The 24,848-nt window shown below is 65.5% G+C and carries 28 protein-coding genes; 15 read left to right on the forward strand and 13 right to left on the reverse strand.

Going from position 1 to position 24,848, the window contains the following annotated elements; all coding sequences use genetic code 11:
- A partial coding sequence (locus AC1DR1_RS19580) for an FAD-binding dehydrogenase (RefSeq protein WP_476993128.1) occupies window positions 1-979 on the reverse strand: 979 nt, incomplete at its 3' end.
- 163 nt (window positions 980-1,142) lie between these two features.
- Between AC1DR1_RS19580 and AC1DR1_RS19585 the strand changes: the two genes are divergently transcribed.
- Window positions 1,143-2,216: a quinone-dependent dihydroorotate dehydrogenase gene (locus tag AC1DR1_RS19585; RefSeq protein WP_229993325.1), complete on the forward strand. Its 1,074-nt coding sequence runs from the start codon at window positions 1,143-1,145 to the stop codon at window positions 2,214-2,216.
- A 102-nt stretch (window positions 2,217-2,318) separates the two neighbouring features.
- Here the strand turns inward: AC1DR1_RS19585 and AC1DR1_RS19590 are convergent, their stop codons facing one another.
- A complete protein-coding gene (locus AC1DR1_RS19590; RefSeq protein WP_229993324.1) occupies window positions 2,319-2,918 on the reverse strand; it encodes a DUF3043 domain-containing protein in 600 nt (199 codons plus the stop codon).
- Window positions 2,919-3,024: 106 nt separating this feature from the next.
- On the opposite strand from AC1DR1_RS19590, the gene AC1DR1_RS19595 reads away from it, so the two are divergent.
- The 5 genes from AC1DR1_RS19595 to AC1DR1_RS19615 all read left to right on the forward strand — a co-directional run bounded on the left by AC1DR1_RS19595 (window position 3,025) and on the right by AC1DR1_RS19615 (window position 8,226).
- The gene (locus AC1DR1_RS19595; RefSeq protein WP_476993129.1) at window positions 3,025-4,455 is read left to right on the forward strand and encodes a M20/M25/M40 family metallo-hydrolase; all 1,431 of its coding nucleotides are present in this window, start codon (window positions 3,025-3,027) and stop codon (window positions 4,453-4,455) included.
- Window positions 4,456-4,626: 171 nt separating this feature from the next.
- Window positions 4,627-5,016, forward strand: a complete 390-nt coding sequence (locus AC1DR1_RS19600) for a HesB/IscA family protein (RefSeq protein ID WP_090580934.1) — start codon at window positions 4,627-4,629, stop codon at window positions 5,014-5,016.
- A 207-nt stretch (window positions 5,017-5,223) separates the two neighbouring features.
- Window positions 5,224-6,096 (forward strand): aa3-type cytochrome oxidase subunit II, encoded by an 873-nt coding sequence (ctaC, locus tag AC1DR1_RS19605; protein ID WP_229993323.1) that lies wholly within the window; start codon window positions 5,224-5,226, stop codon window positions 6,094-6,096.
- Between the two features lie 10 nt (window positions 6,097-6,106).
- A complete protein-coding gene (gene ctaD / locus AC1DR1_RS19610) occupies window positions 6,107-7,828 on the forward strand; it encodes an aa3-type cytochrome oxidase subunit I (RefSeq protein WP_229993322.1) in 1,722 nt (573 codons plus the stop codon).
- On the forward strand, window positions 7,825-8,226 hold the full coding sequence (locus tag AC1DR1_RS19615; protein ID WP_026537311.1) for a cytochrome c oxidase subunit 4: 402 nt from the start codon (window positions 7,825-7,827) through the stop codon (window positions 8,224-8,226). Before ctaD ends, AC1DR1_RS19615 begins: the two co-directional genes overlap by 4 nt.
- A gap of 175 nt (window positions 8,227-8,401) precedes the next feature.
- Here AC1DR1_RS19615 and AC1DR1_RS19620 read toward each other — a convergent pair whose 3' ends face one another.
- Window positions 8,402-8,695 (reverse strand): HPr family phosphocarrier protein, encoded by a 294-nt coding sequence (locus tag AC1DR1_RS19620; RefSeq protein ID WP_229993321.1) that lies wholly within the window; start codon window positions 8,693-8,695, stop codon window positions 8,402-8,404.
- Window positions 8,696-8,989: 294 nt separating this feature from the next.
- On the opposite strand from AC1DR1_RS19620, the gene AC1DR1_RS19625 reads away from it, so the two are divergent.
- The gene (locus AC1DR1_RS19625) at window positions 8,990-9,781 is read left to right on the forward strand and encodes a GntR family transcriptional regulator (protein ID WP_229993320.1); all 792 of its coding nucleotides are present in this window, start codon (window positions 8,990-8,992) and stop codon (window positions 9,779-9,781) included.
- A gap of 99 nt (window positions 9,782-9,880) precedes the next feature.
- On the opposite strand, the gene qcrB is transcribed toward AC1DR1_RS19625, so the two are convergent.
- The 4 genes from qcrB to ctaE all read right to left on the reverse strand — a co-directional run bounded on the left by qcrB (window position 9,881) and on the right by ctaE (window position 14,225).
- Window positions 9,881-11,560 (reverse strand): cytochrome bc1 complex cytochrome b subunit, encoded by a 1,680-nt coding sequence (gene qcrB / locus AC1DR1_RS19630; protein ID WP_476993130.1) that lies wholly within the window; start codon window positions 11,558-11,560, stop codon window positions 9,881-9,883.
- Window positions 11,538-12,611, reverse strand: a complete 1,074-nt coding sequence (gene qcrA, locus AC1DR1_RS19635; RefSeq protein ID WP_229993318.1) for a cytochrome bc1 complex Rieske iron-sulfur subunit — start codon at window positions 12,609-12,611, stop codon at window positions 11,538-11,540. The genes qcrB and qcrA overlap by 23 nt, the downstream gene beginning before the upstream one ends.
- Before the next feature lie 100 nt (window positions 12,612-12,711).
- A complete protein-coding gene (gene qcrC, locus AC1DR1_RS19640; RefSeq protein WP_476993131.1) occupies window positions 12,712-13,500 on the reverse strand; it encodes a cytochrome bc1 complex diheme cytochrome c subunit in 789 nt (262 codons plus the stop codon).
- An 86-nt stretch (window positions 13,501-13,586) separates the two neighbouring features.
- Window positions 13,587-14,225 (reverse strand): aa3-type cytochrome oxidase subunit III, encoded by a 639-nt coding sequence (gene ctaE, locus AC1DR1_RS19645; protein WP_229993316.1) that lies wholly within the window; start codon window positions 14,223-14,225, stop codon window positions 13,587-13,589.
- 148 nt (window positions 14,226-14,373) lie between these two features.
- Between ctaE and trpD the strand changes: the two genes are divergently transcribed.
- A complete protein-coding gene (gene trpD / locus AC1DR1_RS19650; protein WP_229993315.1) occupies window positions 14,374-15,435 on the forward strand; it encodes an anthranilate phosphoribosyltransferase in 1,062 nt (353 codons plus the stop codon).
- Window positions 15,436-15,535: 100 nt separating this feature from the next.
- Here the strand turns inward: trpD and AC1DR1_RS19655 are convergent, their stop codons facing one another.
- Together AC1DR1_RS19655 and AC1DR1_RS19660 are read right to left on the reverse strand one after the other, a co-directional pair.
- Window positions 15,536-15,817 (reverse strand): Lrp/AsnC family transcriptional regulator, encoded by a 282-nt coding sequence (locus AC1DR1_RS19655; RefSeq protein WP_090580900.1) that lies wholly within the window; start codon window positions 15,815-15,817, stop codon window positions 15,536-15,538.
- 88 nt (window positions 15,818-15,905) lie between these two features.
- On the reverse strand, window positions 15,906-16,349 hold the full coding sequence (locus AC1DR1_RS19660) for a DUF3054 domain-containing protein (RefSeq protein WP_229993314.1): 444 nt from the start codon (window positions 16,347-16,349) through the stop codon (window positions 15,906-15,908).
- A gap of 143 nt (window positions 16,350-16,492) precedes the next feature.
- On the opposite strand from AC1DR1_RS19660, the gene AC1DR1_RS19665 reads away from it, so the two are divergent.
- The 3 genes from AC1DR1_RS19665 (at window position 16,493) to AC1DR1_RS19675 (ending at window position 17,763) form a co-directional block, all read left to right on the forward strand.
- Window positions 16,493-16,969, forward strand: a complete 477-nt coding sequence (locus AC1DR1_RS19665; RefSeq protein WP_229993313.1) for a VOC family protein — start codon at window positions 16,493-16,495, stop codon at window positions 16,967-16,969.
- A gap of 139 nt (window positions 16,970-17,108) precedes the next feature.
- Window positions 17,109-17,264: a hypothetical protein gene (locus tag AC1DR1_RS19670; protein ID WP_018773067.1), complete on the forward strand. Its 156-nt coding sequence runs from the start codon at window positions 17,109-17,111 to the stop codon at window positions 17,262-17,264.
- Window positions 17,265-17,370: 106 nt separating this feature from the next.
- Entirely contained in the window at window positions 17,371-17,763 is a 393-nt protein-coding gene (locus AC1DR1_RS19675; RefSeq protein ID WP_229993312.1) for an SHOCT domain-containing protein, read from the forward strand.
- Between the two features lie 36 nt (window positions 17,764-17,799).
- On the opposite strand, the gene AC1DR1_RS19680 is transcribed toward AC1DR1_RS19675, so the two are convergent.
- Together AC1DR1_RS19680 and AC1DR1_RS19685 are read right to left on the reverse strand one after the other, a co-directional pair.
- Window positions 17,800-18,786 carry an aldo/keto reductase gene (locus AC1DR1_RS19680; RefSeq protein ID WP_229993311.1) on the reverse strand — a complete coding sequence of 329 codons (987 nt, stop codon included), beginning with the start codon at window positions 18,784-18,786 and terminating at the stop codon, window positions 17,800-17,802.
- A 139-nt stretch (window positions 18,787-18,925) separates the two neighbouring features.
- Entirely contained in the window at window positions 18,926-19,312 is a 387-nt protein-coding gene (locus AC1DR1_RS19685; RefSeq protein WP_229993310.1) for a hypothetical protein, read from the reverse strand.
- 198 nt (window positions 19,313-19,510) lie between these two features.
- Between AC1DR1_RS19685 and AC1DR1_RS19690 the strand changes: the two genes are divergently transcribed.
- Window positions 19,511-19,903 (forward strand): VOC family protein, encoded by a 393-nt coding sequence (locus AC1DR1_RS19690; RefSeq protein WP_229993309.1) that lies wholly within the window; start codon window positions 19,511-19,513, stop codon window positions 19,901-19,903.
- A gap of 75 nt (window positions 19,904-19,978) precedes the next feature.
- On the opposite strand, the gene AC1DR1_RS19695 is transcribed toward AC1DR1_RS19690, so the two are convergent.
- Both AC1DR1_RS19695 and AC1DR1_RS19700 read right to left on the reverse strand, forming a co-directional pair.
- Window positions 19,979-20,374 carry a nuclear transport factor 2 family protein gene (locus AC1DR1_RS19695; RefSeq protein ID WP_229993308.1) on the reverse strand — a complete coding sequence of 132 codons (396 nt, stop codon included), beginning with the start codon at window positions 20,372-20,374 and terminating at the stop codon, window positions 19,979-19,981.
- Entirely contained in the window at window positions 20,371-21,834 is a 1,464-nt protein-coding gene (locus tag AC1DR1_RS19700; RefSeq protein ID WP_476993132.1) for an MFS transporter, read from the reverse strand. The genes AC1DR1_RS19695 and AC1DR1_RS19700 overlap by 4 nt, the downstream gene beginning before the upstream one ends.
- A gap of 206 nt (window positions 21,835-22,040) precedes the next feature.
- Between AC1DR1_RS19700 and AC1DR1_RS19705 the strand changes: the two genes are divergently transcribed.
- The 3 genes from AC1DR1_RS19705 to AC1DR1_RS19715 all read left to right on the forward strand — a co-directional run bounded on the left by AC1DR1_RS19705 (window position 22,041) and on the right by AC1DR1_RS19715 (window position 24,818).
- Window positions 22,041-22,922 carry a helix-turn-helix transcriptional regulator gene (locus AC1DR1_RS19705; protein WP_229993306.1) on the forward strand — a complete coding sequence of 294 codons (882 nt, stop codon included), beginning with the start codon at window positions 22,041-22,043 and terminating at the stop codon, window positions 22,920-22,922.
- Between the two features lie 119 nt (window positions 22,923-23,041).
- A complete protein-coding gene (locus tag AC1DR1_RS19710) occupies window positions 23,042-24,232 on the forward strand; it encodes a Fic family protein (protein WP_229993305.1) in 1,191 nt (396 codons plus the stop codon).
- A 148-nt stretch (window positions 24,233-24,380) separates the two neighbouring features.
- Complete coding sequence (locus AC1DR1_RS19715) at window positions 24,381-24,818, forward strand: cupredoxin domain-containing protein (RefSeq protein WP_229993304.1); 438 nt, start codon at window positions 24,381-24,383, stop codon at window positions 24,816-24,818.
- Window positions 24,819-24,848 lie beyond the last annotated feature (30 nt).

The raw sequence follows: 24,848 nt of genomic DNA on the forward strand, positions 1-24,848 counted from the left end.
CCCGCCCCGTAGCGTCCAGCCACAGGGCCGACGGCCCGGGCAGGATCCGGATGCCGTGCCGCGGCCAGACCGAGGCATGGTTGTGGATGCCCTCCGGATAGTGCCACATCCGGTCGCCATTGATGAGGTTCCCGCCGGCCCGACCCACGGCCTGCAGGAAGTCCCCGTCCACGGAAGTGGGTACGCCGCTCAGCATCCGCTCCGGCGCAATGCCGCCGGGCCACTGCCTGCGGACCGAATCGTGGTTGCCGCCGATCCCGCCGCTCGTCACCACCACCGCCGCGGCCATGGCCTCGAAACTGCCTGCCGGGCGCCTTGAGGATCTTTCGCCCCGCCCCGCGCTGCTGGCCTCGAGCAGTTCGCCGCGCACGCCGCTCACCCGGCCCGCGGTTTTCACAAGCTCAGTGGCGCGGTGTCGGAAATGAAAGGACACGCGCCCGGCGGCTTCGCCCTCGCGCAGTTTGGCAAGGAAGGGAGCCACCAGGGCAGGTCCCGTGCCCCATGCGACATGGAAGCGCGGGACAGTGTTGCCGTGGCCGTCCGGGCCGTAGCCGCCGCGTTCGGCCCACTGCACCAAGGGAAACAGCCGGACGCCCAGCGACGCGAGCCACGCACGTTTCTCCTCGGCGGCAAAGTTCACGTACGCCGCCGCCCACTCCTTCGCCAGCGCGTCCGCCGGCCTGTCGAATCCTGCGGACGCATGCCAGTCGGTGAGGGCCAGTTCTTCGCTGTCCCGCACCCCGAGCCGCCGCTGTTCCGGGGAGTTGACCAGGAAGAGGCCGCCGAAGGACCAGTGCGCCTGGCCGCCGACGGAGGCCTCGGGTTCCTGATCGAGCACGGCCACCCGCCGGCCGGCGGCATAGGCCTGGGCCGCCGCGACGAGCCCGGCCAGGCCCGCCCCGACCACCACGACATCGGCCTCGATCCCGCGCGCCGGCGCCCCGCGGCCGTCCGTTCCGACACCATCATTGCTGGTCATGGCTTCATGCTAACTCTCCCCGGCGCTGTTCGGCCGCCGGGTCCACGGCGCTGGGCGCCGCAGTCACAACCGCAGTCACACCGACAGTCACAACCGCAGTCACAACGGGCGTCCGCCCGAGCGCTGGTTTGGTCTGCGCGGCCCGAACCGGAAAACTAGAGGCATGCGCGTATATCCCACATTCTTCCGGCTGGCCTTCTCATGGATGGACGCCGAACGCGCCCATAAGATCGGTTTCAAGGCCATCCGGCTCGCCCACAGTTGCGGCGCCGGGCGGCTGCTGCAGAAGGTCACGGCCCCCGCAGCATCCCTGCAGACCCAGGCGTTCGGCCTGACCTTCCCCTCCCCGTTCGGACTCGCTGCCGGCTTCGACAAGGAAGGCCACGGCATCGAGGCGCTGACCGAGCTCGGCTTCGGCCATGTGGAAGTCGGCACGATCACCGGTCAGGCCCAGCCCGGGAACCCGGCGCCGCGGCTGTTCCGCCTCGTGGAGGACAGGGCCGTCGTCAACCGGATGGGGTTCAATAACGACGGCGCCGCGGCGGTGGCCCCGCGCCTGAAGTCCGCCCGCGCCGCCCTGCAGCGCCACCAGCCCGGCGTGCGGCCCGTGATCGGGGTGAACATCGGCAAGAGCAAGGTGGTTGGGCTCGAAGATGCGGTGTCCGATTACCTCATCAGTGCGCGCAGCCTGGCCCCGGCCGCCGACTATCTGGTGGTGAACGTCAGCTCGCCCAACACGCCCGGCCTCCGGCTGCTTCAGGACGTGGAGACGCTGCGCCCGCTGCTGACCGCAGTGGGCGAGGAAGCGGACAAGGCCGCCGGCCGCCACGTTCCCCTCCTGGTCAAGATCGCGCCTGACCTCAGCGATGAGGACATCGACGACGTCGCGCGCCTGGCGCTGGACCTCAAGCTGGACGGCATTATCGCAACCAACACCACGATCGCCCGCACCGGGCTCGTCTCCAGCCCGGACAAGGTTGAAGCGTGCGGGGCCGGTGGCCTTTCCGGCGCGCCCCTCAAGCAACGGTCCCTGGATGTCCTGGCCCGGCTCAAGTCCGTGACGGGCGGAGCGCTGACGCTCGTCTCAGTGGGCGGTGTCGAAACCGCGCAGGATGTGCAGGAACGGCTGGACGCCGGCGCCACCCTCGTCCAGGGCTACACGGCATTCCTCTACGAGGGACCCTTCTGGGCCGCCCGGATCAACCGGCTGCTGGCCATGCACCCGAGCCGGCGCTAGGCATCACGGGGCGATCAGGCCCCGGACAGATCGCAGCAAACGAGAAGCCCCCGGCAGATGACTGCCGGGGGCTTCTCGTTTGAAGACGACTGGGAGGGAATGTCAGACGGGGAACTGGCCGCGGTTGACCTGGGGCTTGGGCAGGCGCAGGCGGCGGAACTGAAGGGAGCGCATGGAGCCGTACCAGACGGTGCCGCGCTCGACGTCGCCGAACTTTTCGCCAAGACGCTTCTTGAGTTTGCGGGAGAGGATGAAGACGTCCACGAAGACCGCGAGGAACATGACCCAGAAGCCGCCCAGGACGTAGACCATCTGCGCGCTGGAGGCCGGCACGAGCAGCGAGATGATGACGAAGAGCAGGGCACCGAACATGAGGTACTCGCCCAGGCTGAAGCGTGCATCGACGTAATCACGGGCGAAACGCTTCTGCGGACCCTTGTCGCGCAAGGGCAGGAACTTCTCGTCACCGCTGTCCATGGCTTGCCGCATCTTGAGCCGCTGCTCCGCGACGGCGGCGCGCTCGGCCGCCTTGGAGGCCTTGCGGTCCTCCGGCACGAGGGGCCGCTTGCGGGCCGCTACCTGGGCGCTGCGCTTGGGCGTGGGTGCGCCCTTGCCGGTCACGGTGCCCCGGGCTGCTGCCTCGGCTGCCTGCTGGTCAACTATTTCCTGCGCCGATGGCGCTTCCTTTTTACGTCCAAACACCCCTAAAGAATACCCCGCAGACACGGGTCCGAGACCCAGCCCACACGGCGCAGGCCCGGCGACGATGCTGTTTGTCGTGATCCAGCGCACGGGTAGTCTTTTGGCCATGACTTCATCAACCGCGGGGAACCCGCTGACCACTATGGACCACGACGGCACCATCGATGCCGAGGCCCTCCGCCAGGCCGTTGCCGAATCGTTCGACGAAACGATCGGCCAGCTGACGGACCTTGTTGCCATTCCGGGCATCGCCTGGCCAAGCTTTGATCCTGCCCCGCTGAACCGCAGCGCCGACGCCGTCGCCGCCCTCGTGCGGGCCAGCGGTTTCGACGACGTGCGGATCCTGCGCTGCGACAAGGAAGACGGGACACCCGGCGGCCCCGCCGTCGTCGCGCGCCGTCCAGCTGCCGAGGGCAAGCCGACAGTTCTGCTCTACGCCCACCACGACGTCCAGCCCACGGGTGATCTGGCGCTATGGGAAACCGACCCCTTCACCGCCGTCGAACGCGACGGGCGGCTCTTCGGCCGCGGTGCCGCCGATGACAAGGCCGGCATCCTCGCCCACATCGCCGCCTACTCGGCCGTGACGCGCGTGCTCGGAGACGAGCTGGGCCTCGGCGTGACGTTCTTCTTCGAGGGCGAAGAAGAGGCCGGCTCGCCAACGTTCCGGCAGTTCCTCGAGACGCACCGCGAGCTTCTCCGCTCCGACGTGATCGTCGTGGCCGACTCCAGCAACTGGAAGGTGGGCATTCCTGCCCTGACCACCAGCCTGCGCGGCCTGGTGGACGGCACCATCGAGGTCAAGGTCCTGGACCACGCGGTGCACTCGGGCATGTTCGGCGGCCCGGTGCTGGACGCGCCGACCCTGCTGGCCCGCCTGATCGCGACCCTCCACGACGACGAGGGCAGCGTCGCGATCAAGGGCCTGGTGAGCCGCGACGACGTGGTGGTCGACCTCACCGAGGAGGAGTACCGCGCCGATGCCTCCGTGCTCGACGGCGTGAAGCTCGCCGGGAYCGGGAGCATTGCCTCGCGCATGTGGACCAAGCCGGCCTTGTCCATCATCGGTTTTGACGCCCCGGCCGTGGACGTAGCCTCCAACACCCTGCTGCCGCGGGCCCGGGCCAAGTTCAGCCTGCGCCTGGCCCCCGGGCAGGACCCCGCAGCCGCCATGGATGCTGTCCGCAAGCACGTCGAGGAGAACGCGCCGTTCGGCGCGCAGGTGGTGTTCACCCCGGGGGAGAGCGGCAGCTCCTTCCTGACGGACACCAGCTCGAAGGCCGCGTCCGTGGCCATGTGGGCGCTGGGCGAGGCCTGGGGCGTACCCGCCGTCGAAATGGGGATCGGCGGGTCCATTCCGTTCATCGCGGATCTGACCGAGCTCTACCCGGACGTGCAGATCCTGGTCACCGGCGTCGAGGATCCCGATTCCCGGGCCCACAGCGCCAACGAATCGCTGCACCTGGGCGACTTCCGGAACGCGATCGTCGCCGAGGCCCTGCTGCTCGCGCGCCTCAACGACGAAGGTGCGCTCTAGCCGCCCGGCCCCTCCGGCCCCCGGGGGAACATCCAGCCGTCTCACACGGTTACGTCAGAAGTTAGAGCTAGAAGGCTGCGCGAAGTAGCATGTAGCTATAGCCCATACCGTTTAAGTAGGGGCGGGCACCGTGCTAGCGGGGCCGCCACCACCGTTGCAAGAAGGTAGGCCATGAGCACTACAACCAATGAAAACAGCGCCGACACCACAGCCGCCCAGGCCGGCGAGCTGGCCACGCACGAGGTCAAGCTGACCGACGTCGCGGCCGGAAAGGTCCGCAGCCTCCTGGAGCAGGAAGGCCGCACCGATCTGCGCCTCCGCGTTGCCGTGCAGCCTGGCGGTTGCTCCGGCCTGATCTACCAGCTCTACTTCGACGAGCGGTTGCTCGACGGGGACGCGGTGCGCGACTACGACGGCGTTGAAGTCGTCGTCGACAAGATGAGTGTTCCTTACCTCAGCGGTGCCAGCATCGATTTCGAGGACACCATCGCCAAGCAGGGCTTCACGATCGACAATCCCAATGCCGGCGGGTCCTGCGCCTGCGGAGATTCTTTCCACTAATTCCTTCCACTGAGGCCGGGCATTTTGCCCGGCCTCAGTGCCGCAGGATCCTCAACGAGCGGCACCGGCAAAAAGCTCCCGACGCACGGTGCGGACATGTGGGCGAAAACTCCTGGAGAGCGGTAAGCTCTACACCGAGTAGTAAAACTTTTCGTTTGCCCTGCCCGTAATCTGCGGGGCAACAGCAACAAGTAGGAAGGGCCGTCTGTGAGTTCGCAGAACCGAACCGGCAGCCGACGCAAAAAGATCACTACGATCACTGGCTTGGCACTAGCCGGCGCGTTGGCTTTGACTGGATGTTCACCAGAGGTACAGAAGGGCTGGTTGCCCACCGAGCGTGGCACCACCAATCACACTGACCTCATCATGGACCTCTGGGTCAACTCATGGATTGCCGCGCTGGTCGTCGGCATCATCACCTGGGGCCTGATGATCTGGTGCGTCGTCGCTTATCGCCGCCGCAAGGGCACCGTGGGCTTCCCCCGCCAGAACAGCTTCAACCTTCCGCTTGAAGTGTTCTACCTGACGATCCCGCTGTTCATGGTCCTGGTGTTCTTCTACTTCACCGACCGCGACCAGGCATCGATCGATGACCGCTCACAGCCGGCCGACGTCGTCGTCGACGTCCGCGGCAAGCAGTGGGCATGGGACTTCAACTACCTGAAGGGCGACGTCGTCACTGAGGACGTCCACGAAGCAGGCGTCCAGGCGCACCTGACCGGTAACGACGTGGACAAGGAAAAGCTGCCCACCCTTTACCTGCCGGTCAACAAGTCCGTTGACCTCGAGCTCAACGCACGCGACGTCATCCACTCCTTCTGGGTGCCGGCCTTCCTGCAGAAGCGGGACATGATTCCCGGCAAGACCAACTACATCCGGTTGACTCCCACCCGGGAGGGCACCTACGACGGCAAGTGCGCCGAACTTTGTGGCGAGTACCACTCCGAAATGCTGTTCCGCGTGAAGGTTGTCTCCGAGTCGGAGTTCCAGGCGCACATGAACAAGCTGCGCCAGGACGGGAACACCGGCCTGCTCGGTGAAGAGTACGACCGCAACCCGGCCCCGACCGAAACCAAGTAAGGGGAGCGACGTGGCAACTTACACTCAATCCGCCGGGACCCTCGAGGCTCCCGTTGTACCGAAGTCCAAAGGACGCATCGTCGTCAACTGGATCACCTCGACCGACCACAAAACGATCGGGTACATGTACCTGATCGCGTCGTTCATCTTCTTCTGCTTCGGCGGCATCATGGCGCTGCTGATCCGTGCCGAGCTCTTCGAGCCCGGCATGCAGATCCTGCAGACCAAAGAGCAGTACAACCAGCTGTTCACCATGCACGGCACCGTGATGCTCCTGATGTTCGCGACGCCGCTGTTCGCCGGCTTCACCAACGTCATCATGCCGCTGCAGATCGGTGCCCCCGACGTCGCGTTCCCGCGACTGAACGCACTGGCCTTCTGGTTCTTCCTCTTCGGCTCCACGATCGCCGTATCCGGCTTCATCACCCCGCAGGGTGCCGCGTCCTTCGGCTGGTTCGCTTACGCGCCGCTGTCCAACACGACGTTCAGCCCCGGCGTGGGCGGTGACCTCTGGGTCTTCGGCCTGGCGCTCTCCGGCTTCGGCACCATCCTTGGTGCGGTCAACTTCATCACCACCATCATCTGCATGCGCGCCCCGGGCATGACCATGTGGCGGATGCCGATCTTCACCTGGAACGCCCTTGTGACCTCCATCCTGGTCCTGATGGCCTTCCCGCCGCTGGCCGCCGCGCTGTTTGCCCTCGGTGCCGACCGCCGCTTTGGTGCGCACATCTTCGATCCTGAGAACGGCGGTGCCGTCCTCTGGCAGCACCTCTTCTGGTTCTTCGGCCACCCTGAGGTCTACATCATCGCGCTGCCGTTTTTCGGCATCGTCTCTGAGATTTTCCCGGTCTTCAGCCGCAAGCCGATCTTCGGCTACAAGGGCTTGGTCTACGCGACCATCTCCATCGCCGCGCTGTCCGTGACCGTGTGGGCACACCACATGTACGTCACCGGCTCGGTCCTGCTGCCGTTCTTCTCCTTCATGACGATGCTCATCGCCGTTCCGACCGGCGTGAAGTTCTTCAACTGGATCGGCACCATGTGGCGCGGTTCCATCACCTTTGAGACGCCCATGCTGTGGAGCATCGGCTTCCTGGCGACGTTCCTCTTCGGTGGGCTCACCGGCATCATCCTGGCCTCGCCGCCGCTGGACTTCCACGTCTCGGACTCCTACTTCGTGGTGGCGCACTTCCACTACGTGGTCTTCGGTACTGTCGTGTTCGCCATGTTCGCCGGCTTCTACTTCTGGTGGCCCAAGTGGACCGGCAAGATGCTCAACGAGCGCCTCGGCAAGATCCACTTCTGGATGCTGTTCCTCGGTTTCCACGGCACCTTCCTGATCCAGCACTGGCTGGGTGTCGAGGGCATGCCCCGCCGTTATGCCGATTACATGCCGCAGGACAACTTCACGTGGATGAACCAGTTCTCCACCATCGCCTCGTTCGTCCTCGGCGCCTCGCTGATTCCGTTCTTCTGGAACGTCTACATCACCTGGCGCAGCAACGAGCGCGTGGAAGTTGATGACCCGTGGGGCTTCGGTGCCTCGCTCGAGTGGGCCACGTCCTGCCCGCCGCCGCGCCACAACTTCACGTCCCTGCCCCGCATCCGCTCCGAGCGTCCTGCCCTGGACCTGCACCACCCGGAGCTCTCCCAGTCCTACACCGCGGATTCACCTGCTCCAGCAGCAGCGGCCCTCGGTAACGCCGACCAGAAGGACACTGCCAAGTGAAAATCGAATCAAGGATCTTTGGCTACGGCGTCTTCTTCTTCGTGCCGGTGGCATTCATCTACGGTTACCTGACTAACTGGACCGAATGGGTGGGCGCGCTGGCCATCCTGCTGGTTGGCGGGCTCGCCGGCATGATCGGCGCCTACCTGGGCTTCACCGGCCGCCGCGTGGGCATGCGCCCCGAGGACCGCAACGACGCTGAAATCCACGAAGGCGCCGGCGAACAGGGACACTTCAGTCCCTGGAGCTGGTGGCCGCTGATGCTCGGCCTGTCCTGCGCCGCCGGGTTCCTCGGCCTGGCCGTGGGCTGGTGGATCGTCTTCATCGCCGGCGGAATGGCAGTAGTGGCTCTCGTCGGCTGGGTCTACGAGTACAGCCGCGGTGACCACGCGCACTAGCGTCCACGTCCACCCGGACTAAAATTCAGATTGCACGACGGCGGGCCCCACCATTGGTGGGGCCCGCCGTCGTTTGTGCCCCAGTACGGGGTGCGGCGCGCGCCTGCGCGGGTCTAGTGCGCCTGCTGCGCGGGCGTGTTGTGCGGGAGCCTGGTGCGGTGCGGGTCTGGAAGGCTCAGGCTGCGGCTGCCGACTCCAGGAGGATCCGGAGGTCCTCCAGCGCACCCTCGGCCTCCGAAAGGCTGCAGAACGCCGGGAGGGCCTCCGCCGCGACGGCCAGTTCCACTTCGCAGCCACACTCAAAGTCTTCCGTCATGACCTCCAGCAGCGAGCGGGCGTCGACGCCGGGCCTGCCGTCCTTGCTGATGGTCACCGGGAGGCCGGTGGCCGTGACGGCCCGGACAAATACTGCCGCCGGCCGGGCGTGGAGGCCGATGGCGGCCGTGACAATTGCCTTGCGAACTGGCAACGGGACTCCCTCATGCTGGTGTTGGTTCAGTAGGTGGTGCTGGTCTATAGGTGGTGCTGCGGGACGGGCTGTTCCCTACGGCAGGCGTCCGGTTAGGCAGGCGTGCCCAGAACTGGCGTTCCAGCAGACTGGGCGGGCGCCATTGCCCCGGTTCCGGTCTGCAACTTCAAGGGTAGCCGCGGGGGCGGGGCCCGCACGACTTGAGTCGACAGTGGTCTAGACCTGCCGGGCCGCGGGCTTACCCTTGAGATATGAGTGTTTTTCCCGCGTCGTGCCCCAATCGGAGGCTGAACCATGGCGTCCTCTAACGCATCCAAGATGATCGGCGAGATCGACCGTCAGAGCGGGGTGCCGATCTACGTGCAACTCCGGGAAATCCTGCGGGCGCACATCGCTGCCGCCTGCCCGCCGGGATCCGCGCTGCCGTCCGAACGAGACCTCGCCCAGCGCTTCGGCCTTGCCCGGATGACCGTCCGCCAGGCAATCGATGCCCTCGTGGGCGAGGAAGTCATCGAGCGCGTCGTTGGGCTGGGCACGTTCGTGCGCAAACCCAAACTGGATCTCCAGGTAAAGTTGACCTCCTACAGCGAAGAGATGCAGCGCCGCGGCATGGTCCCGGCCGCCAAAGTGCTGAGCTTTGAGCAGATTAGCGCCAGCGCCTTCCTGGCCCGGGAGCTGCAGTTGGAGGAGGGGACGCCCCTGGTCCGGTTCCGGCGCCTCCTGCTGGCCGACAGTGAGCCAATGAGCGTGGACGAGAACTTCATCCCGGCCCACCGGGTCCCCGGCTTGCTCGACGGCGAGCCGCCCACATCCCTCTACAACGTGCTGAGCGAACGCTACGGGCTGGTGATGGAATGGGGGGAGGACATGATCGAGGCGACGGCCGCATCCCCGTCGACAGCCCGGCTCCTGAATGTCGAGGTTGGAACTCCGCTGCTGAAGATCCAGCGCCATGCGTTCGTGGCCCGCGCCATGGTGGACTACTCCGTGTCCTATTACCGGGCTGACCGCTACAAGCTCTGGGTGCCCCTGCAGCGCCCCGGCGTCCGGCCCACCCGCAACTACGCCTCGGGGTACCGTCCGTAGCCACAACAACGCAGCTGTTCGATAGGCAGCAGAAACAAAGGAAGGCCCGGTCCCCAWGGGGACCGGGCCTTCCTGTCTAGCTGTCTTGCTTGGTGCTGCTTAGTGGCTCAGCGTCTTCTGAGACTCTGCCGCCTCGACGGCCTCGTGGGCGCCGTGGTGGCCGTGAGCGGCCTCCAGTTCTGCGGGAGTGGCCGGGGCAACCCGGTCTTCGAAGAACCAGCGTGATAGCTTCGCGCGGCGCTTTTCCTTGCGGTCCACGACGCCGTGCTCGTTCGGCACCGMGGGCAGCGGGGCCGGCGACTCGAAGCCGACCAGCTTGTAGCGCTTGTATTCATCCAGCGGGGCGTGGACCTCGATGAACTCTCCGTGCGGCAGGCGCACGATGCGGCCGGTTTCGCGGCCGTGCAGGGCAATCTCGCGGTCCTTGCGCTGGAGCGCCAGGGCAACGCGCTTCGTGACGATGAAGGCGATAACCGGGCCGATGAAGAACAGCGCGCGCAGCCAGTAGGTCACATCGTTCAGGGCCACGTGGAAGTGGGTGGCGATGAGGTCCGAGCCGGCGGCTGCCCACATGACGCAGTACCAAACGAAACCGGCCATGCCGATTGCCGTACGGGTAGGAGCATTGCGGGGACGGTCCAGGACGTGGTGCTCGCGGTTGTCCTTGGTGATCCAGCGTTCAATCCACGGGTAGGCGAACATGACGGTGAAGAGGATGCCCGCGGGGACGAGGGCCGGCAGCAGCACGTTGAAGGTGAACATGTAGCCGAACCACACCTGCTCGACCTTCCAGTCACCGATCGTGCCCGGCATCAGGCGCAGGGCGCCGTCAACGAAGCCGATGTACCAGTCAGGCTGCGTGCCTGCAGAAACCGGGGAGGGGTCGTACGGGCCGTAGTTCCAGATCGGGTTGATGGTGAAGAACGCCGCCATGATGGCAACGACACCGAACACGATGAAGAAGAAGCCGCCGGCCTTCGCCGCGTAAACAGGTCCCAGGGGGTAACCGACGACGTTGCCGTCATTGCGGCCGGGGCCGGGGTACTGCGTGTGCTTGTGCACAACCACCATGAAGAGGTGCATCACGATCATCAGCAGGATGAGCGCGGGAACCAGGAGGATGTGGAGCATGTACAGGCGGCTGATGATCATGGTGCCCGGGAACTCGCCGCCGAAGAGGAAGAACGAGGTGTACGTGCCGATGACCGGGATGGACTTGATGACGCCGTCGATGATGCGCAGGCCGTTGCCGGAGAGCAGGTCATCGGGGAGTGAGTAGCCGGTGAAGCCTGCGGCCATGGACAGGATGAGCAGGACGCTGCCCACCACCCAGTTCAGTTCGCGGGGCTTACGGAATGCGCCGGTGAAGAACACACGGAGCATGTGCACGGACACGGACGCGACGAACAGCAGGGCTGCCCAGTGGTGTACCTGGCGCATGAACATCCCACCGCGGACATCAAAGGAGATGTTCAGGGAGGAACTGTACGCCACGGACATTTCGACGTTCTTCAGCGGTGTGTACGAACCCGCGTAGTGCGTCTCCGCCATGGACGGGTCGAAGAAGAACGTCAGGAACGTGCCCGAGAGGAGCAGGATGACGAAGGAATAGAGCGCCACTTCGCCGAACATGAACGACCAGTGGTCCGGGAAAACCTTCCGGCCGAATTCGCGGAGGATTCCGGAGCCGCCAACACGCTGGTCGACGAAGTCGGTGATGCGGCCGCCCGACGTCTTGGCGACGAAGACAGAGGCATCAGGCGTTGCGTTCGAGGACATGCTGCTCACGCTCCCAGTAGGTCGGTCCGACGGGTTCATGGAAGTCGCTCGTGGCGACAAGGTAGCCCTCGGAGTCCACTGCGATAGGCAGCTGGGGGAGAGGGCGGCTGGCAGGGCCGAAGATAACCTTGCACTGCTGAGTCAGGTCGAAGGTTGACTGGTGGCACGGGCACAGCAGGTGGTGGGTCTGCTGTTCGTACAGGGCAACAGGGCAACCAACGTGGGTGCAGATCTTCGAGTAGGCAACGATTCCGTTGTAGGCCCAATCTGCGCGGCCAGGGGAGGGATTGAGCAACTCGGGGTCCAGACGCATGAGCAGGACGACCGACTTGGCCTTCTCGTTCAGCTTTCCCTCGCTCAGTTCGTTCAGCCCCTCAGGGATGACGTGGAACGCAGAGCCCATGGTGACGTCCGCGGCCTTGATGGGTGTGCCGTCGGGGTCGCGGGCCAGCCGCTTGAGCCTGCCGTCCGGGGCCGGTGCCCACAGGGTGTGGGCCAGCTTGTCGTCCGGCCGGGGGCCGAGGTCACCGAAGATGGCCAGGGCCGGCAGGGGGGCGAGGGCGACGGCGCCGAGCAGGGTGTTGCGGATCAGTGGCCGGCGCTTGATACCGGTTTCCTCGACGATGTCATCGACGATGCGCACGGCAGCCTGGCGGTCTTCCTCGGTGCGGATCGCGTGGCGCTCTTCCGAGACCTCGTGGTCCGGCATAAGTGCCTTGGCCCAGTGGACGATACCGGTGCCGATGCCCAGCATCGCGAATGCGGTGCCGATGCCCAGCAGTGCATTCTGGAGACGGATCGTGGCGATCGGGGAGTCGTGCCCCAGATCGATCGCGAAATACGCCACCAGGAATATCAAGGTGCCAACGACCGAGATGCCGAACAGAAGGGCTACCTGCCGTTCTGCTTTCTTGGCGGCCTTCGGGTCCGTGTCAGCCAGGCGCAAACGGTGCGGGGGAATTCCAGGATCCTGGAACTTCTCCACCTCATTCTGACCAGCCGTAGCTACGGTGCCCGAGTCGTTCGGACCGCCGTCACTATGGTTGCCCATAATTCGCCTCATCCTTCTCTCGTCTCGGCGAGTGCCGAGTTAGGTTTCAATTCAAACTGCTGACGGGTCAGCAGAAAATTCTTACAGGTGCAAGGTCCGCCTATGACGTGCGGGATGTCAGCCAAATGGTGAACGCGATGATGACGCCCAGCCCGGCGATCCAGACAAAGAGACCTTCGGAGACCGGTCCCAAAGCACCAAGATCGGCGCCGCCGGGTGAACCGTTGGCCTCAATCTGCTTCAGGTAGGTGATGATGTCGCGCTTTCCCTCGGGGGAGATGTTCGCGTCACTGAAGACCGGCATGTTCTGGGGGCCGGTGACCATTGCCTCGTAAATGTGCTGCCCGGAGACACCTGCGAGGGCCGGGGCAAACTTGCCCCGAGTAAGTGCACCGCCGGCGGCGGCAGCGTTGTGGCACATGGCGCAGTTGGTGCGGAAGAGCTCCCCACCGTTGGCGGCATCGCCCTTTTCGTCGAGCACACCGGCCTCGGGGATGGCCGGGCCGGGGCCGAGGGAGGCAACGTAAGCAGCCAGCTGCTTGGTCTGTTCCTCATTGAACTGGGCGGGCTTCTTGTAGGCCTGCGGGCCGTTCATCTGCATGGGCATGCGGCCGCTGCCGACCTGGAAGTCAACAGCGGCGGCGCCGACGCCCACAAGCGACGGCCCGGCCTGCGAACCGCTGGCACCCATGCCGTGGCATGTGGCGCAGTTGGCGGCAAAGAGCTTGCCGCCTTCCTCTAAGTCGCTTGCGCTGTAGGTGGTGGTGTCGGCCTTGGCCTGGTTGACGGTGGTGGCAACGGCGTACAGCCCACCCGTGACCAAGAGGCCCATCAGCAGCAGTGCAATTGCTGCCAGTGGGTGACGTCGCTTCTGCGAGAGTGCCTTCACGTGGTGGTTCCTTTATTCGATCCTGCGGTGGCTCCGGGAGCCGCTTCTTGAAATTCTGCCTCTTGTAGAAAAAGAGTCAAGTCTGACTACTTGAGGACGTAGATGACCAGGAAGAGGCCAATCCAGACGACGTCCACGAAGTGCCAGTAGTACGAGGTGACAATCGCCGAGGTTGCCTCAAAGTGTCCGAACTTCTTCGCGGCGAAGGAGCGGCCAATGATGAGCAGGAAGGCAATCAGGCCGCCGATCACGTGCAGGCCGTGGAAGCCCGTCGTTATGTAGAAGGCTGAACCGTAGGCGTTGGAGGACAGCGAGACATGCTCGGAAACGAGCATGGCGTACTCGGTCGCCTGGCCGGCGACGAAGAAGGAACCCATGAGGAACGTCAGGATGAACCATCCGTTCATCCCCCACTGGGTAAAGCTGAAGCGTCCGCCGGTTCGGCGCGGCTGGAGCCGCTCGGCAGCGAAGACGCCCATCTGGCAAGTAAAGGAACTTGCCACGAGGACGATCGTATTAACGAGCGCAAACGGGAAGTTGAGCTTGGCTGTCTCTTCGGCCCACATCAGTCCGGAAGTCGAACGGAGTGTGAAGTACATGGCGAAGAGACCGGCGAAGAACATCAACTCACTGGACAGCCACACAACGGTTCCAACAGAAACCATGTTCGGGCGGTTCAGCGTCGGGTGCGCCGGGGTACTGGGGGCATGGGTCGCAGATGTCACATAGACATTATGTCTATAAAAGTCCGTACTGCCCAACGCAAACCGCGTTTTCGGAGGACTTTTTCTACAAAGACGCGAATTCGCGCGGAAAAGTTCCCGGAGGGGTTCACATTGGTCTTTGCGGGGCGGACCTCGATAGCATCGGGAGGTGACTTCACAGGCATCTGCACAGGCGGCAGGCAACACCTGGCCGCGGCTCATCAACGCGCTCATCAGCGGCGCAGACCTTACTGCCGGGAGTACTGAGTGGGCCATGAACTCCATCATGTCCGGCGAGGCGACGCCGGCCCAGGTGGCGGGATTCCTGGTGGCGCTGCGCTCCAAGGGCGAGACCGTGGATGAGCTGGCTGGCCTGGTAGAGGCGATGATCGCCAACGCCAACCCCATTGACATTGCCGGTGAGAAGCTGGACATCGTCGGCACAGGTGGCGACCAGCAGAACACCGTCAACATCTCCACGATGGCCGCCCTTATCGCCGCCGGCGCGGGGGCCAGGGTGGTCAAGCACGGCAACCGTGCGTCGTCGTCCTCGTCCGGATCCGCCGATGTCCTGGAGGCCCTCGGTGTCAGGCTGGATCTTCCCATTCCCCGCGTGGCGCTCAACGCCGAAGAGGCGGGAATCACGTTTTGCTTCGCCCAGGTGTTCCACCCCTCGATGCGTCATGCTGCCGTCGCCCGCCGCGAAATCGGCGTTCCGACGGCGTTCAACTTCCTGGGCCCCATGATCAACCCGGCACATGTCCAGGCCTCGGCCGTGGGCGTCGCCAATGAGCAGATGGCGCCCCTGGTGGCCGGGGTGCTGGCCAAGCGCGGCAGCCGCGGCCTGGTTTTCCGAGGGAATGACGGCCTGGATGAGCTCACCACCACCGGCCCGTCGCGCGTGTGGGAGATCCGCAACGGCGAGGTCACGGAAGAGATGTTTGATCCGCGCGACCTCGGCATCCGGACGGCCACGTTGGAGGAGTTGCGCGGCGGTGACGCCGTGGCCAATGCCGCCGTCGTCCGCGCTGTCCTTGGCGGTGCGCCGGGGCCGGCCCGTGATGCTGCGCTGCTCAACGCCGCGGCCGGGCTGGTCGCGTTCGACCTCGACGCCGTGGGCCCGCTGGCGGAGCGGATGGCCGCGGCGTTCAAACGCGCCGAGCAGTCCATTGAATCCGGTGCCGCGGCCGCGGTGCTGGACAGGTGGGTCGCTCTGTCGCAGACCGCCTAGGCGCCGCCAGGCTGGTACAGAAGGCACAGACCAAGAAGGACGGGCCCGGCAGATTATGCCGGGCCCGTCCTGCGTAGCGCTGAAGCTGCTTGGTTGCCCGCTACTGCTCGAACCCGAGGGCAAAGGCGGCGTCGAGGTCGTGCTGTGAGTAAGCGCGGAAGGCGATCTGCGTGGTGGTGTGGGCGACGCCCCGGACCTTCGAGAGCTTGTCTGCGATGACTTCTGCCAGGTCTTCATGCTTGGCAACCCGGGCGATGGCGATCAGGTCCCACTCGCCCGTGACGGAATAGACCTCGCTGATACCGGCGATGGCGGAGATTTCCTCGGCGGTCTCCGGGATGCGTGAAGCGTCTGTCTTGATCAGGACGAATGCGGTGACCACGTGTGAGCCTTTCCGGATCGGTTGCGCCGTTTGCGGGCCTGTCGGCGGCCCGTGTCCGGGCGCTGCCATCTTCTGCAAGCCTAGTGCATCAGCCCTGGCGGCGGCGTGAACGCAACCGCCGCACCCCTGCGGCCACAAGGCGGTAACCCAGGAGGAAAACGCCCAGGCTCACCAGGGCGACGATGATGAAAGGCAGCACCACTGTCTGCCCGGTGACGGCTCGCAGGATCATGCCGACGCCGACAGTTCCGAGCCAGACGGCGACGCCGGCGGGCCACACCCGCAGGGGGTCATGCCACAGCCGGAGGGCGAGCCATGCCAGTGCCGCGCCCACCAGGAACGGCCACGCCGTCGCAAAGACGCCGGTGATGATTTCCCCCCGCTGGTGCGCGTCGCGCCCAATCGCCGCGAAGAGCAGGATCAGGAGCGCATCAGCGGAGGCGGCCAGTGCGGCTGTCTGCGCGGGCCGAAGGCCCGTACTGGAAGCATCCTGGGCGGACGGACGGGGGAGTCTGGGTGTTGGAGAAGGCATACAACCAAGCCTAGTCCCGTCCGGATGACGTCCGGCCGGCGGAAGTCGTTGTGCGTGAAATCACCGTGGGGCTAGGCTCGGTCCCATGCCGCTGATCGCCGCCGGAGCCAGCCGGTGGCACGGGCGAACGCAAGGGGAGCGCTGTGAGCGAAAAAATCACCACCTGCCTGTGGTTCGACAGCCAGGCCGAGGAAGCCGCCGAATACTACGTCTCCGTCTTCGACGGCGGCAAAATCCTCGACGTCTCCCGGTATGGCGAGGGCGGTCCCGGGCCGGCCGGCCAGGCGATTACCGTCCGTTTCCAGGTTGACGGGCGTACCTTCACGGCATTGAACGGGGGACCGGCCTTCACCTTCACGGAGGCGGTGTCCTTTGTCATCGACTGCGCGTCGCAGGAAGAAGTGGACCGGTACTGGTCGGCCCTGACCGACGGCGGCCAGGAAAGCCAGTGCGGTTGGCTCAAGGACCGGTACGGGGTCTCGTGGCAGGTTGTGCCGGCCGTGCTGGGACAACTGATCGGTGGCCCCGACCCCGACGGCGCCCAGCGCGCCATGCAGGCGATGCTCGGAATGCGCAAGCTGGACATCGCCGCCCTTCAGTCCGCTTACGACGGCGACTGACGCCACTTATGCCCCCGGCGCCCGGCGCCGGTTGGTCCGCCGCGCCGTATTCCGGTGCGGCGGACCGGGCCAGGCCCRCCCTGACCCCCGGTCGGCGTGGCCCGCGGGCTCCGGGGCGGTCCGCACATATGATCGTGGCATGAGTAGCGACGCCGTTCCGGAGGCTGTTGTCCCGGTGCAGCTGGATCCTCAGCTGGACGGCCAGCTGAGCATTAACGACATCCTGCTCGAACTGGGCCAAGCTCCCGTGGTGCATCCTTCCCCGGACGCGGCCAGTGAGCTGCACTTCTTCTAGGCCCGCCACCTCGGCAAATTCAGGCCTTATGGTCCTTACAGCGGATATGCCGGCGGACTACCTTGGCGCGTAAGGAATGCCAGCAGGGCTTCCTCAGAACGAAAGGATGGCTCCCGTGGAGCAATTCTGGAGCGTCATTTGGCTGTTCTTTTGGGGATTCGCGTTCGTCGCCTACCTTTTCGCGCTGTTTGCAGTTATCACCGACATTTTCCGGGACCACGAGCTCAACGGCTGGCTCAAGGCCGTGTGGATCATTTTCCTCGTCTTCGTGCCGTTCCTCACGGTTCTTGTGTACCTGATCGCGCGGGGCCGCAGCATGGCCGAGCGCCAGGCCAGGAGTGCACAACAGGCCCAAGCCGCCACTAACGAGTACATCCGCTCCGTCGCCACAGCATCCCCCACCCAGGAAATCGCCAAGGCCAAGGAGCTCCTCGACGCCGGCACGCTGACCCAGAGCGAGTTCGACGCTGTCAAGGCCAAGGCGCTGAGCCAGGCCTGACCGGCCGGCCGTCCTGAGGGCGCATTTTCGCCCGTGTCATCGCCCGACGAGGCCCATATGGAGGTCGTTGTAGCGGTTCCCCTGCACACCGATCCGGCGTGCCACCGCATTCAAGTCGGCGACCTCGTCGGCAGAGAGCGCGACGGCGGTAGCGGCCGCGTTTTCCTCGAGGCGCCCGCGCCGCCTGGTCCCGGGGATCGGGACGATCCACGGCTGCTGGGCCAGCAGCCAGGCCAGTGCCACCTGGCCGGGGGTTGCACCCTTGGCGCCGGCGAGACCGGCGACGTGGTCCACGAGGGCCTGGTTCGCGGCCCGGTTCTCGGCGGTGAAGCGGGGGATAGTGCCCCGGATATCGCCGTCTGCGAATGACGTCGAGGGGTTGACGGTGCCGGTGAGGAAGCCCTTGCCGAGCGGGCTGAAGGGTACGAACCCGATGCCCAGTTCGGCCAGCGTTGGCAGCACCTCCGGTTCCGGATCCCGTGTCCACAGGGAGTACTCGCTCTGCACGGCCGTCACCGGGAAGACAGCATGTGCAGCCCGGATGGTGGCGGCGGAGGCTTCGGAAAGGCCGAAGTGGCGGACCTTGCCGGCCTCGACCAGTTCGCCGACGGTGCCCGCGACTTCCTCGATAGGCACATTCGGGTCGACCCGGTGCTGGTAGAAAAGGTCGAGGGTGTCGACGCGGAGCCTGCGCAGCGACTCGTCGGCGACCCGTTTGATCCGCTCGGGGGAGCTGTCGAGTCCTACCGATTTGCCGTCCTCGATCCGCCAGCCGAACTTGGTCGCTATCACCACCTCGGCCCGCACCGGGGCGAGCGCCTCGCCGACGAGTTCCTCATTGACGAAGGGCCCGTATACCTCTGCGGTGTCGAAGAAGTTGATTCCGATCTCGACGGCGTTGCGGAGCACCTCGAGCATCGTCTGGCGGTCTCCGGGGTTCGGACCGTAGCCCTGTGACATGCCCATGCAGCCAAGACCGATGGCCGAGACCTGCAAGCCCTGTCCGAGAGTTCGCGTGTGCATCTTGTCTCCTTTGATCGTTGTGCGGGGAGTCGGGTTCAGCGTCTCCAGTCAACTTGCCGTTGCGGCCACGTGGGAGACCCTGGTGAAAGGTGTACCGGCAGGGCACCCCTCAAGGGATCCCGCAGCCCCAGGCCGGAGCTCAGTGAAGTGCAAGGACCAGGTAGGTGGCTGCGAGGGCCAGCGCTGTGGGGGTCATGACGAGGCGTTCGGGTTTGCTGCGGGAGATCCCGTTCATGACGACGCCGAGCGCGAAGTATGCCGTCATCACCCACACAGTGATTGAAGTAAAGGCTTCGCTGACCAACGGCAGGACAAGGCCGGCCTTGGCCAGCGCTACATAGGCGAAAAGGGCATACGCAGCTATGGACAGGGCGCTCCCGATTCTGAGTTTGGCAGGCAGGATACGGTGTTGTCCGCCCCACGCCATCCTCCCGAGCGGAGCTCCACCGATGAGTGCGGCCTGGAAGATGGCCAAGCCGGCTAGAAGGGCGCAGGCGAGTGTTGCGAAAAGCTGATCAACTGCCATCAAAAACCAGTCCCCTGTCCAGTCCCAAGCAATCTCGCGAGCGGCGGGCACACGGCTGTCACTGCCGGTTCGTCCCGGGAAGCGCGTCTTGCGGCAAAACTAGCACTCCCATCACGAGATCGAAGGAACGCCGTCCCGAATTCCTCGACTGATCCTCGGCCCCCGTGCGTACGTGCAAACCGGGGTACTGTAAGGCGCATGGAGATGCGCCTCGAGGTCGTGCAAGTACCCGTCAGTGATGTGGACAAGGCCAAGTCGTTCTACACAGACCGGCTCGGGTTCGCCCTGGACCATGATGTCGAATACATACCGGGCATGAGGGTTGTCCAACTCACGCCGCCCGGCTCCGCCGCCTCCATCGTCATCGGCACGGGAATGACCAGCATGCCGCCGGGCAGCCTGGAAGGACTGCAGTTGGTGGTCCCCGACATGGCATCGGCACGGGCTGAGCTACTCCGGCGGGGAGCAGAGATCAGCGACGTCCAAGACATCGGTGGAATCGCCTTCGCCTACTTCAGCGACCCGGACGGCAACCGCTGGGTGATACAGGAAGCTACGCCGCCGGACGTTCGGGAAGCCTTTCAGCGCTAGGCGGCTGGAAGCGGACGCGGCCGGCGCGCTCGACGGCGTGCTTCTGCCTTTCCTTCTGCCGCTACGCGCCGACCGTTAGTAGGTGATGGCGCGGGAGCGCGTCGGCCGCCAGCGTCCTTCCTGCTTCGCGAACGGCGTCGTCATTTCCAGGGGCCACGTCGCCCGTGACCCCCAGATCGTTGCGTCGACGAGATTTCTGGCGACAAGGACGGCCGTATCGCCGTGGACCTCAACCTTGACCGACTGCTCACGGATGCCGTGGTAGGTCATTTCGCCGGAGTCAATCTGCGCCAGCCACTCGGCCTTGGACTGCACGTACCCGGTGATATGTACAAGGACGAAGCCGTCGTCGAGCAACTCCTCGAGCCGGTCAGTGCGTCCCTGGACCATCCAGCGGTTCAGATCAGCGTTGGCCTTCTTGATGGCCGCTGCGGCATCCGAAGGCTCGTAGTTGCCAGTGTCGTTTGTCATGGTGTGCTCCGGTTTGATTGAACGGGTGTCAGCAAGGGGCCCTTGGAAGGGGCGGACCTGGCACGGGCGGCGCGCCGGGCCGATCGCTCGGCCGGGACGATGAGGATGAGGACGGCCGCCAGGGCCGCTGCCAGCATGCCGGAACCGCCCGTGTAGGCGACCGCCGCGCTGGCGGCGAGCGAGCCGGCGTTGGCCGAGAGCGCGACGAGGACACCGACGCCGAGGGCGCTGCCGAGCTGGTGCGAAGTGTTGACGAGCCCCGAGGCTGCTCCGGCGTCCTTGGCGGTGACTCCCGCGAGCCCCGCGGCCGTGAGCGGGGCGAAGGCGAGGCCCTGGCCGATTCCGATCAGCACCAGCGGCATTGCAACCCCGGTGAGGTACGGGGTCGCGGCGGTGATCCTGCTCAGCCAGAACACGCCGCCAAGGGTTACGGCAAGCCCGGCAGCGAGCAGAATCGCGTTGCCGAACCGGTGGGTGAGCCGCGGGACGCCCAGCGCGACGAAGAAGTTCACGATCGTCATGGGGAGGAATGCGACGCCGGCCTGGAGCGGGTTGTAGCCGTAGAYGCCCTGCAGGAACTGGGTGGTGAAGAAGAAGAAGCCGATCATAGTGCCGGCGAAGAGGAGGCGCGCTGTGTAGTAGGCGCCGGCCCGTTCCCGGATGGCGAAGAGGTGCAGCGGCATGATCGGCTGCTTGACCTTCCATTCGTTGAGGACCAGCAGGCCTAGCAGCAACGCTGCCACGATCAGGGCCGTGGCCGTTTCGGGCGCCGCCCAGCCGGCGTCGACGGAGTTGACGATCGCGAAGACGAGGGCGCCCATGCCAAGGGTCGACGCCACGGCGCCGGTGAAATCGAAGCGGCCGGAGGCCCGCGGGGATTCCGGGATGAACCTGACCGCGGCGATGATCATGGCGATTCCGATGGGCACGTTCACGTAGAACCCCGCCCGCCAGGAAACCCATTCGGCAAGCGCGCCGCCGACGACGAGGCCCAGGCTGGCCCCGATTCCCGCGACGGCGCCGTAGGATGCCACGGCGCGGGTGCGCTCCCGGCCGGCAGCGAACGTAGCCGTCAGCAGAGAGAGCGAGGAGGGGGCCACGACTGCTGCGCCAATTCCCTGGAGTGCCCGAGCAGTAATCAGCCACTCGTCGCTGGGGGCGGCTGCGACCAGAAGGGACGCAAGGGCGAAGACCGCGAGAGCGCCGATGAACACGCGACGGCGGCCCAGAATGTCGCCGAGGCGGGYCCCGAGCAGCAGCAGTCCGCCGAACACCAGCGTGTACGCGTTCTGGACCCAGGACAGTGCGGTGGCCGAAAGGTCCATTTCAGCCTGGATTCTGGGCAGGCCTGTGAAGATGATCGAGTTGTCCAGGATGATCATGAAGTAGCTGACAAGGATGATCGCCAGGATCGCCGTCGGGCGGACCCGGGTGGCGGACGCGGCTGTGGTGGCGGGCACGGTGGTCCTTCGTGGTCGGATGGTGTGGTGTTTCTGAAAGTCGGTCAGGCGGCGGCCCGCACTATCAACAACACCGCAGAAAGCCACGGAGCGGGAGTCACTGCTGGTCCACGCACTCCCAGACCACCCTTCAGCCCCGGTTCCCGCGCCGAGAGGTGTACTGACAGGCCCTCCCACACTTCCATCACCGGCCGTAGCCTGAAAGCATGGAGAGCCGAAATGATGTGAGTGAGTTCCTGCGCACGCGCCGCGCGAAAGTGACACCGGAACAGGTGAATCTGATCGTCGGGAGCAACCGCCGCGTCCCGGGGCTGCGCCGCGAGGAGGTGGCGACCCTGGCCTCGGTCAGCGTCGACTACTACGCGCGTTTGGAACGCGGAAACCTCAGCGGGGTCTCCGATGAAGTACTGGAATCCATTGCGCACGCCTTGAGGCTGGACGAAGCCGAGACCGCGCACCTGTTCGCTCTCGCCCGTGCCGCGCAGCCCGGGCCGGCCCGCCGCCGGCGTCCGGCGAAGCCGCAGGAGGTGCGGCCCAGCCTGCAACGGTTCGTGGACTCCATTACTGGTGCGCCCGTCTGGGTGCGCAACGAACGCATGGACTTCATCACCGCCAACGCGCTCGGCCGTGCACTGTACGCGCCCCTGCTGACCGGCAGTGCCCGGCCCGCCAACAGCGCCCGCTTCGTGTTCCTCTATCCGGAGGCCCGGAGCTTCTTTCCCGACTGGGAGCGGAGCGCCAACGATATCGTCGCCGTCCTGCGCAGCTCCGCGGGCCAGGACCCGCACGACAAGGGACTCTCGGATCTGGTCGGGGAGCTTGCGACGCGCAGCGAGGACTTCCGTACCCGCTGGGCAGCCCACAATGTTCGGCTTCACAGAACCGGCTTCAAACGTATCCATCACCCCGTGGTCGGCGATCTCGAACTCACGTACGAGGCGATGGAGCTGCCGGCCAACCCCGGCTGGACAATGTTCGCTTACACCGCCGAACCCGGCTCCGCGACCGAGGAGCGCCTGAAACTGCTGGCCAGCTGGGCTGCGACGTCCACCGCCGAGATTCCCGTCGTCGCCTCCCACTCCGGCTGAAGGAAAGATCCCGCGTTGCGGGACGCGGGTGGCGGTTTCCCCAGCATATCGTCGCACTATTCATGTTTGACCCCTAAAATCTAAATAGTAGGGTGACTATTTAGACTTCCGGAGGATCCATGACCCGTTGGCCCGCGCACGGCAGCAAGACGATGCCGTGGAAGTCGTCGGGGCGGCCGCCGCGCGAAGACCGGGAATTCACCGAGGTTGTCGTCTCGCTGCCACCCATGATCGCCCGGAGCTGGTTCGATCCGGGGCGCGAGACCATTGTCGCCCTTGAGGAGGCCGCCGTTGCCATAGCGTCCCTGGACGTCACGGCCGGCACCCGGATGGCCGCCATCAGCGGGTTCCTTCTCCGCAGTGAGGCCGTTTCCTCCTCTAAAATCGAGCACGTCAACGCCAACCGTGACGACTACGCCCGGGCCATGATCGGGCTCAAGGCCAGTGATGACGCCCGCTCCATGGTGGCGGCAGCCGACGCCGTACAAGGGATGATCGACGACGCCGGGCGAACCGGGGAGATCCGGCTGGAGGCAATGCTGGGTGCCCATCACACGCTCATGAAAGAGGACCCGATGGACGGCCCACACGCCGGCAAATTCAGGGACGTTCAGAACTGGATCGGCGGCAGCGACCATTCGCCGCGCGGGGCCATCCACGTCCCGCCCCCGCCGGAGCTCGTGCCGGCCCTGATGGAGGACCTGATGGTCTTCTGCAACCGCCGCGATGTACCGATCATGGCGCAGGCGGCGATCGCGCACGCCCACTTCGAATCCATCCACCCCTTCACCGATGGCAATGGCCGGATCGGCCGGGCCTTGATCGGCGCGATTTCCCGGCGTCGCGGGCTCACAAAGAACACGGTCACCCCGATCGCGTCGGCGATGGTCGCCGACGTCGACACGTATTTCAGCCTCGTCAACAACTACCGCTCCGGTGACGCCGATCCGTTCGTGCTCTACCTGGCCCGTTCCGCGGTCCGCACCTCGGACGCCGCCCGGGAATCCGTGGCCGCACTCGATGCCCTGCCGGCGATGTGGCTGGAGCTGGCCAGGCCACGCAGGGGATCCGCGGACGAGAAGATCATTCCGTGGCTTCTGGAGCGGCCCGTGTTCGAGGCCCACAGCGCTGCCCATATTGCCGGCGTCGCCGAAAGCTCCGTCTACGCCGCGCTGCAGAGGCTCTCCAATGCTGGGGTCATCACCCCGGTCACGCAGTCAAAGCGCAGCCGTGCCTGGGCGGCGACAGAAGTCCTCGACGAGGTGGACCGGCTCAACAACCGGCTGGCAGACGCCGGAAAGATTGGCTGAGGGGGCGACGACGTCCCGCTGTTGGCCCGTGGTTTGGCGGTGCAATTTGGCGGGTGCTTTTTGATGGTGCTTTTTGATGGTGGTGGTTGCAGAATGGAAAGAAGCCGGGCTGTTTCCCAGCCCCCTCCAGCGTCGAGGACGGCACATCATGACAACCAATAAGACACGGACTGCACTTGTGCTGGCCACGGTCCTGATCGGGCTGAGCGGCTGTGCCGGAGGCGGCGGAACACCGGCGTCGGCCCCTGCCACGACGGCCGGGACCTCTCCCAGTATGTCGATGGAACCGTCCGCCCCGGCGGGATCTACCGCTTCAGGGCCGGCAAACGCCGCCGCCGCGACAATCACGATCAGCAAATTCGCCTACGAGATCCCTGGCTCGGTCGCGCCCGGTGCTGAGGTGAAGGTGGTGAACATGGACACTGCCGAGCACACGGTGACCGCAGACCAGGATGCGACACTCTTCGATGTAGAGGTCAAGGAAAACGGCGGTACGGCCACATTCAAGGCGCCTTCCGTGCCGGGCACATACGCGTTTCACTGCACGTACCACTCCAACATGCACGGCTCGCTGACCGTCAAATGAGGACGACGCCGGCGGGGGCGCGTTCTTGAC

It is taken from the genome of Arthrobacter sp. P4_F10, assembly GCF_056401435.1.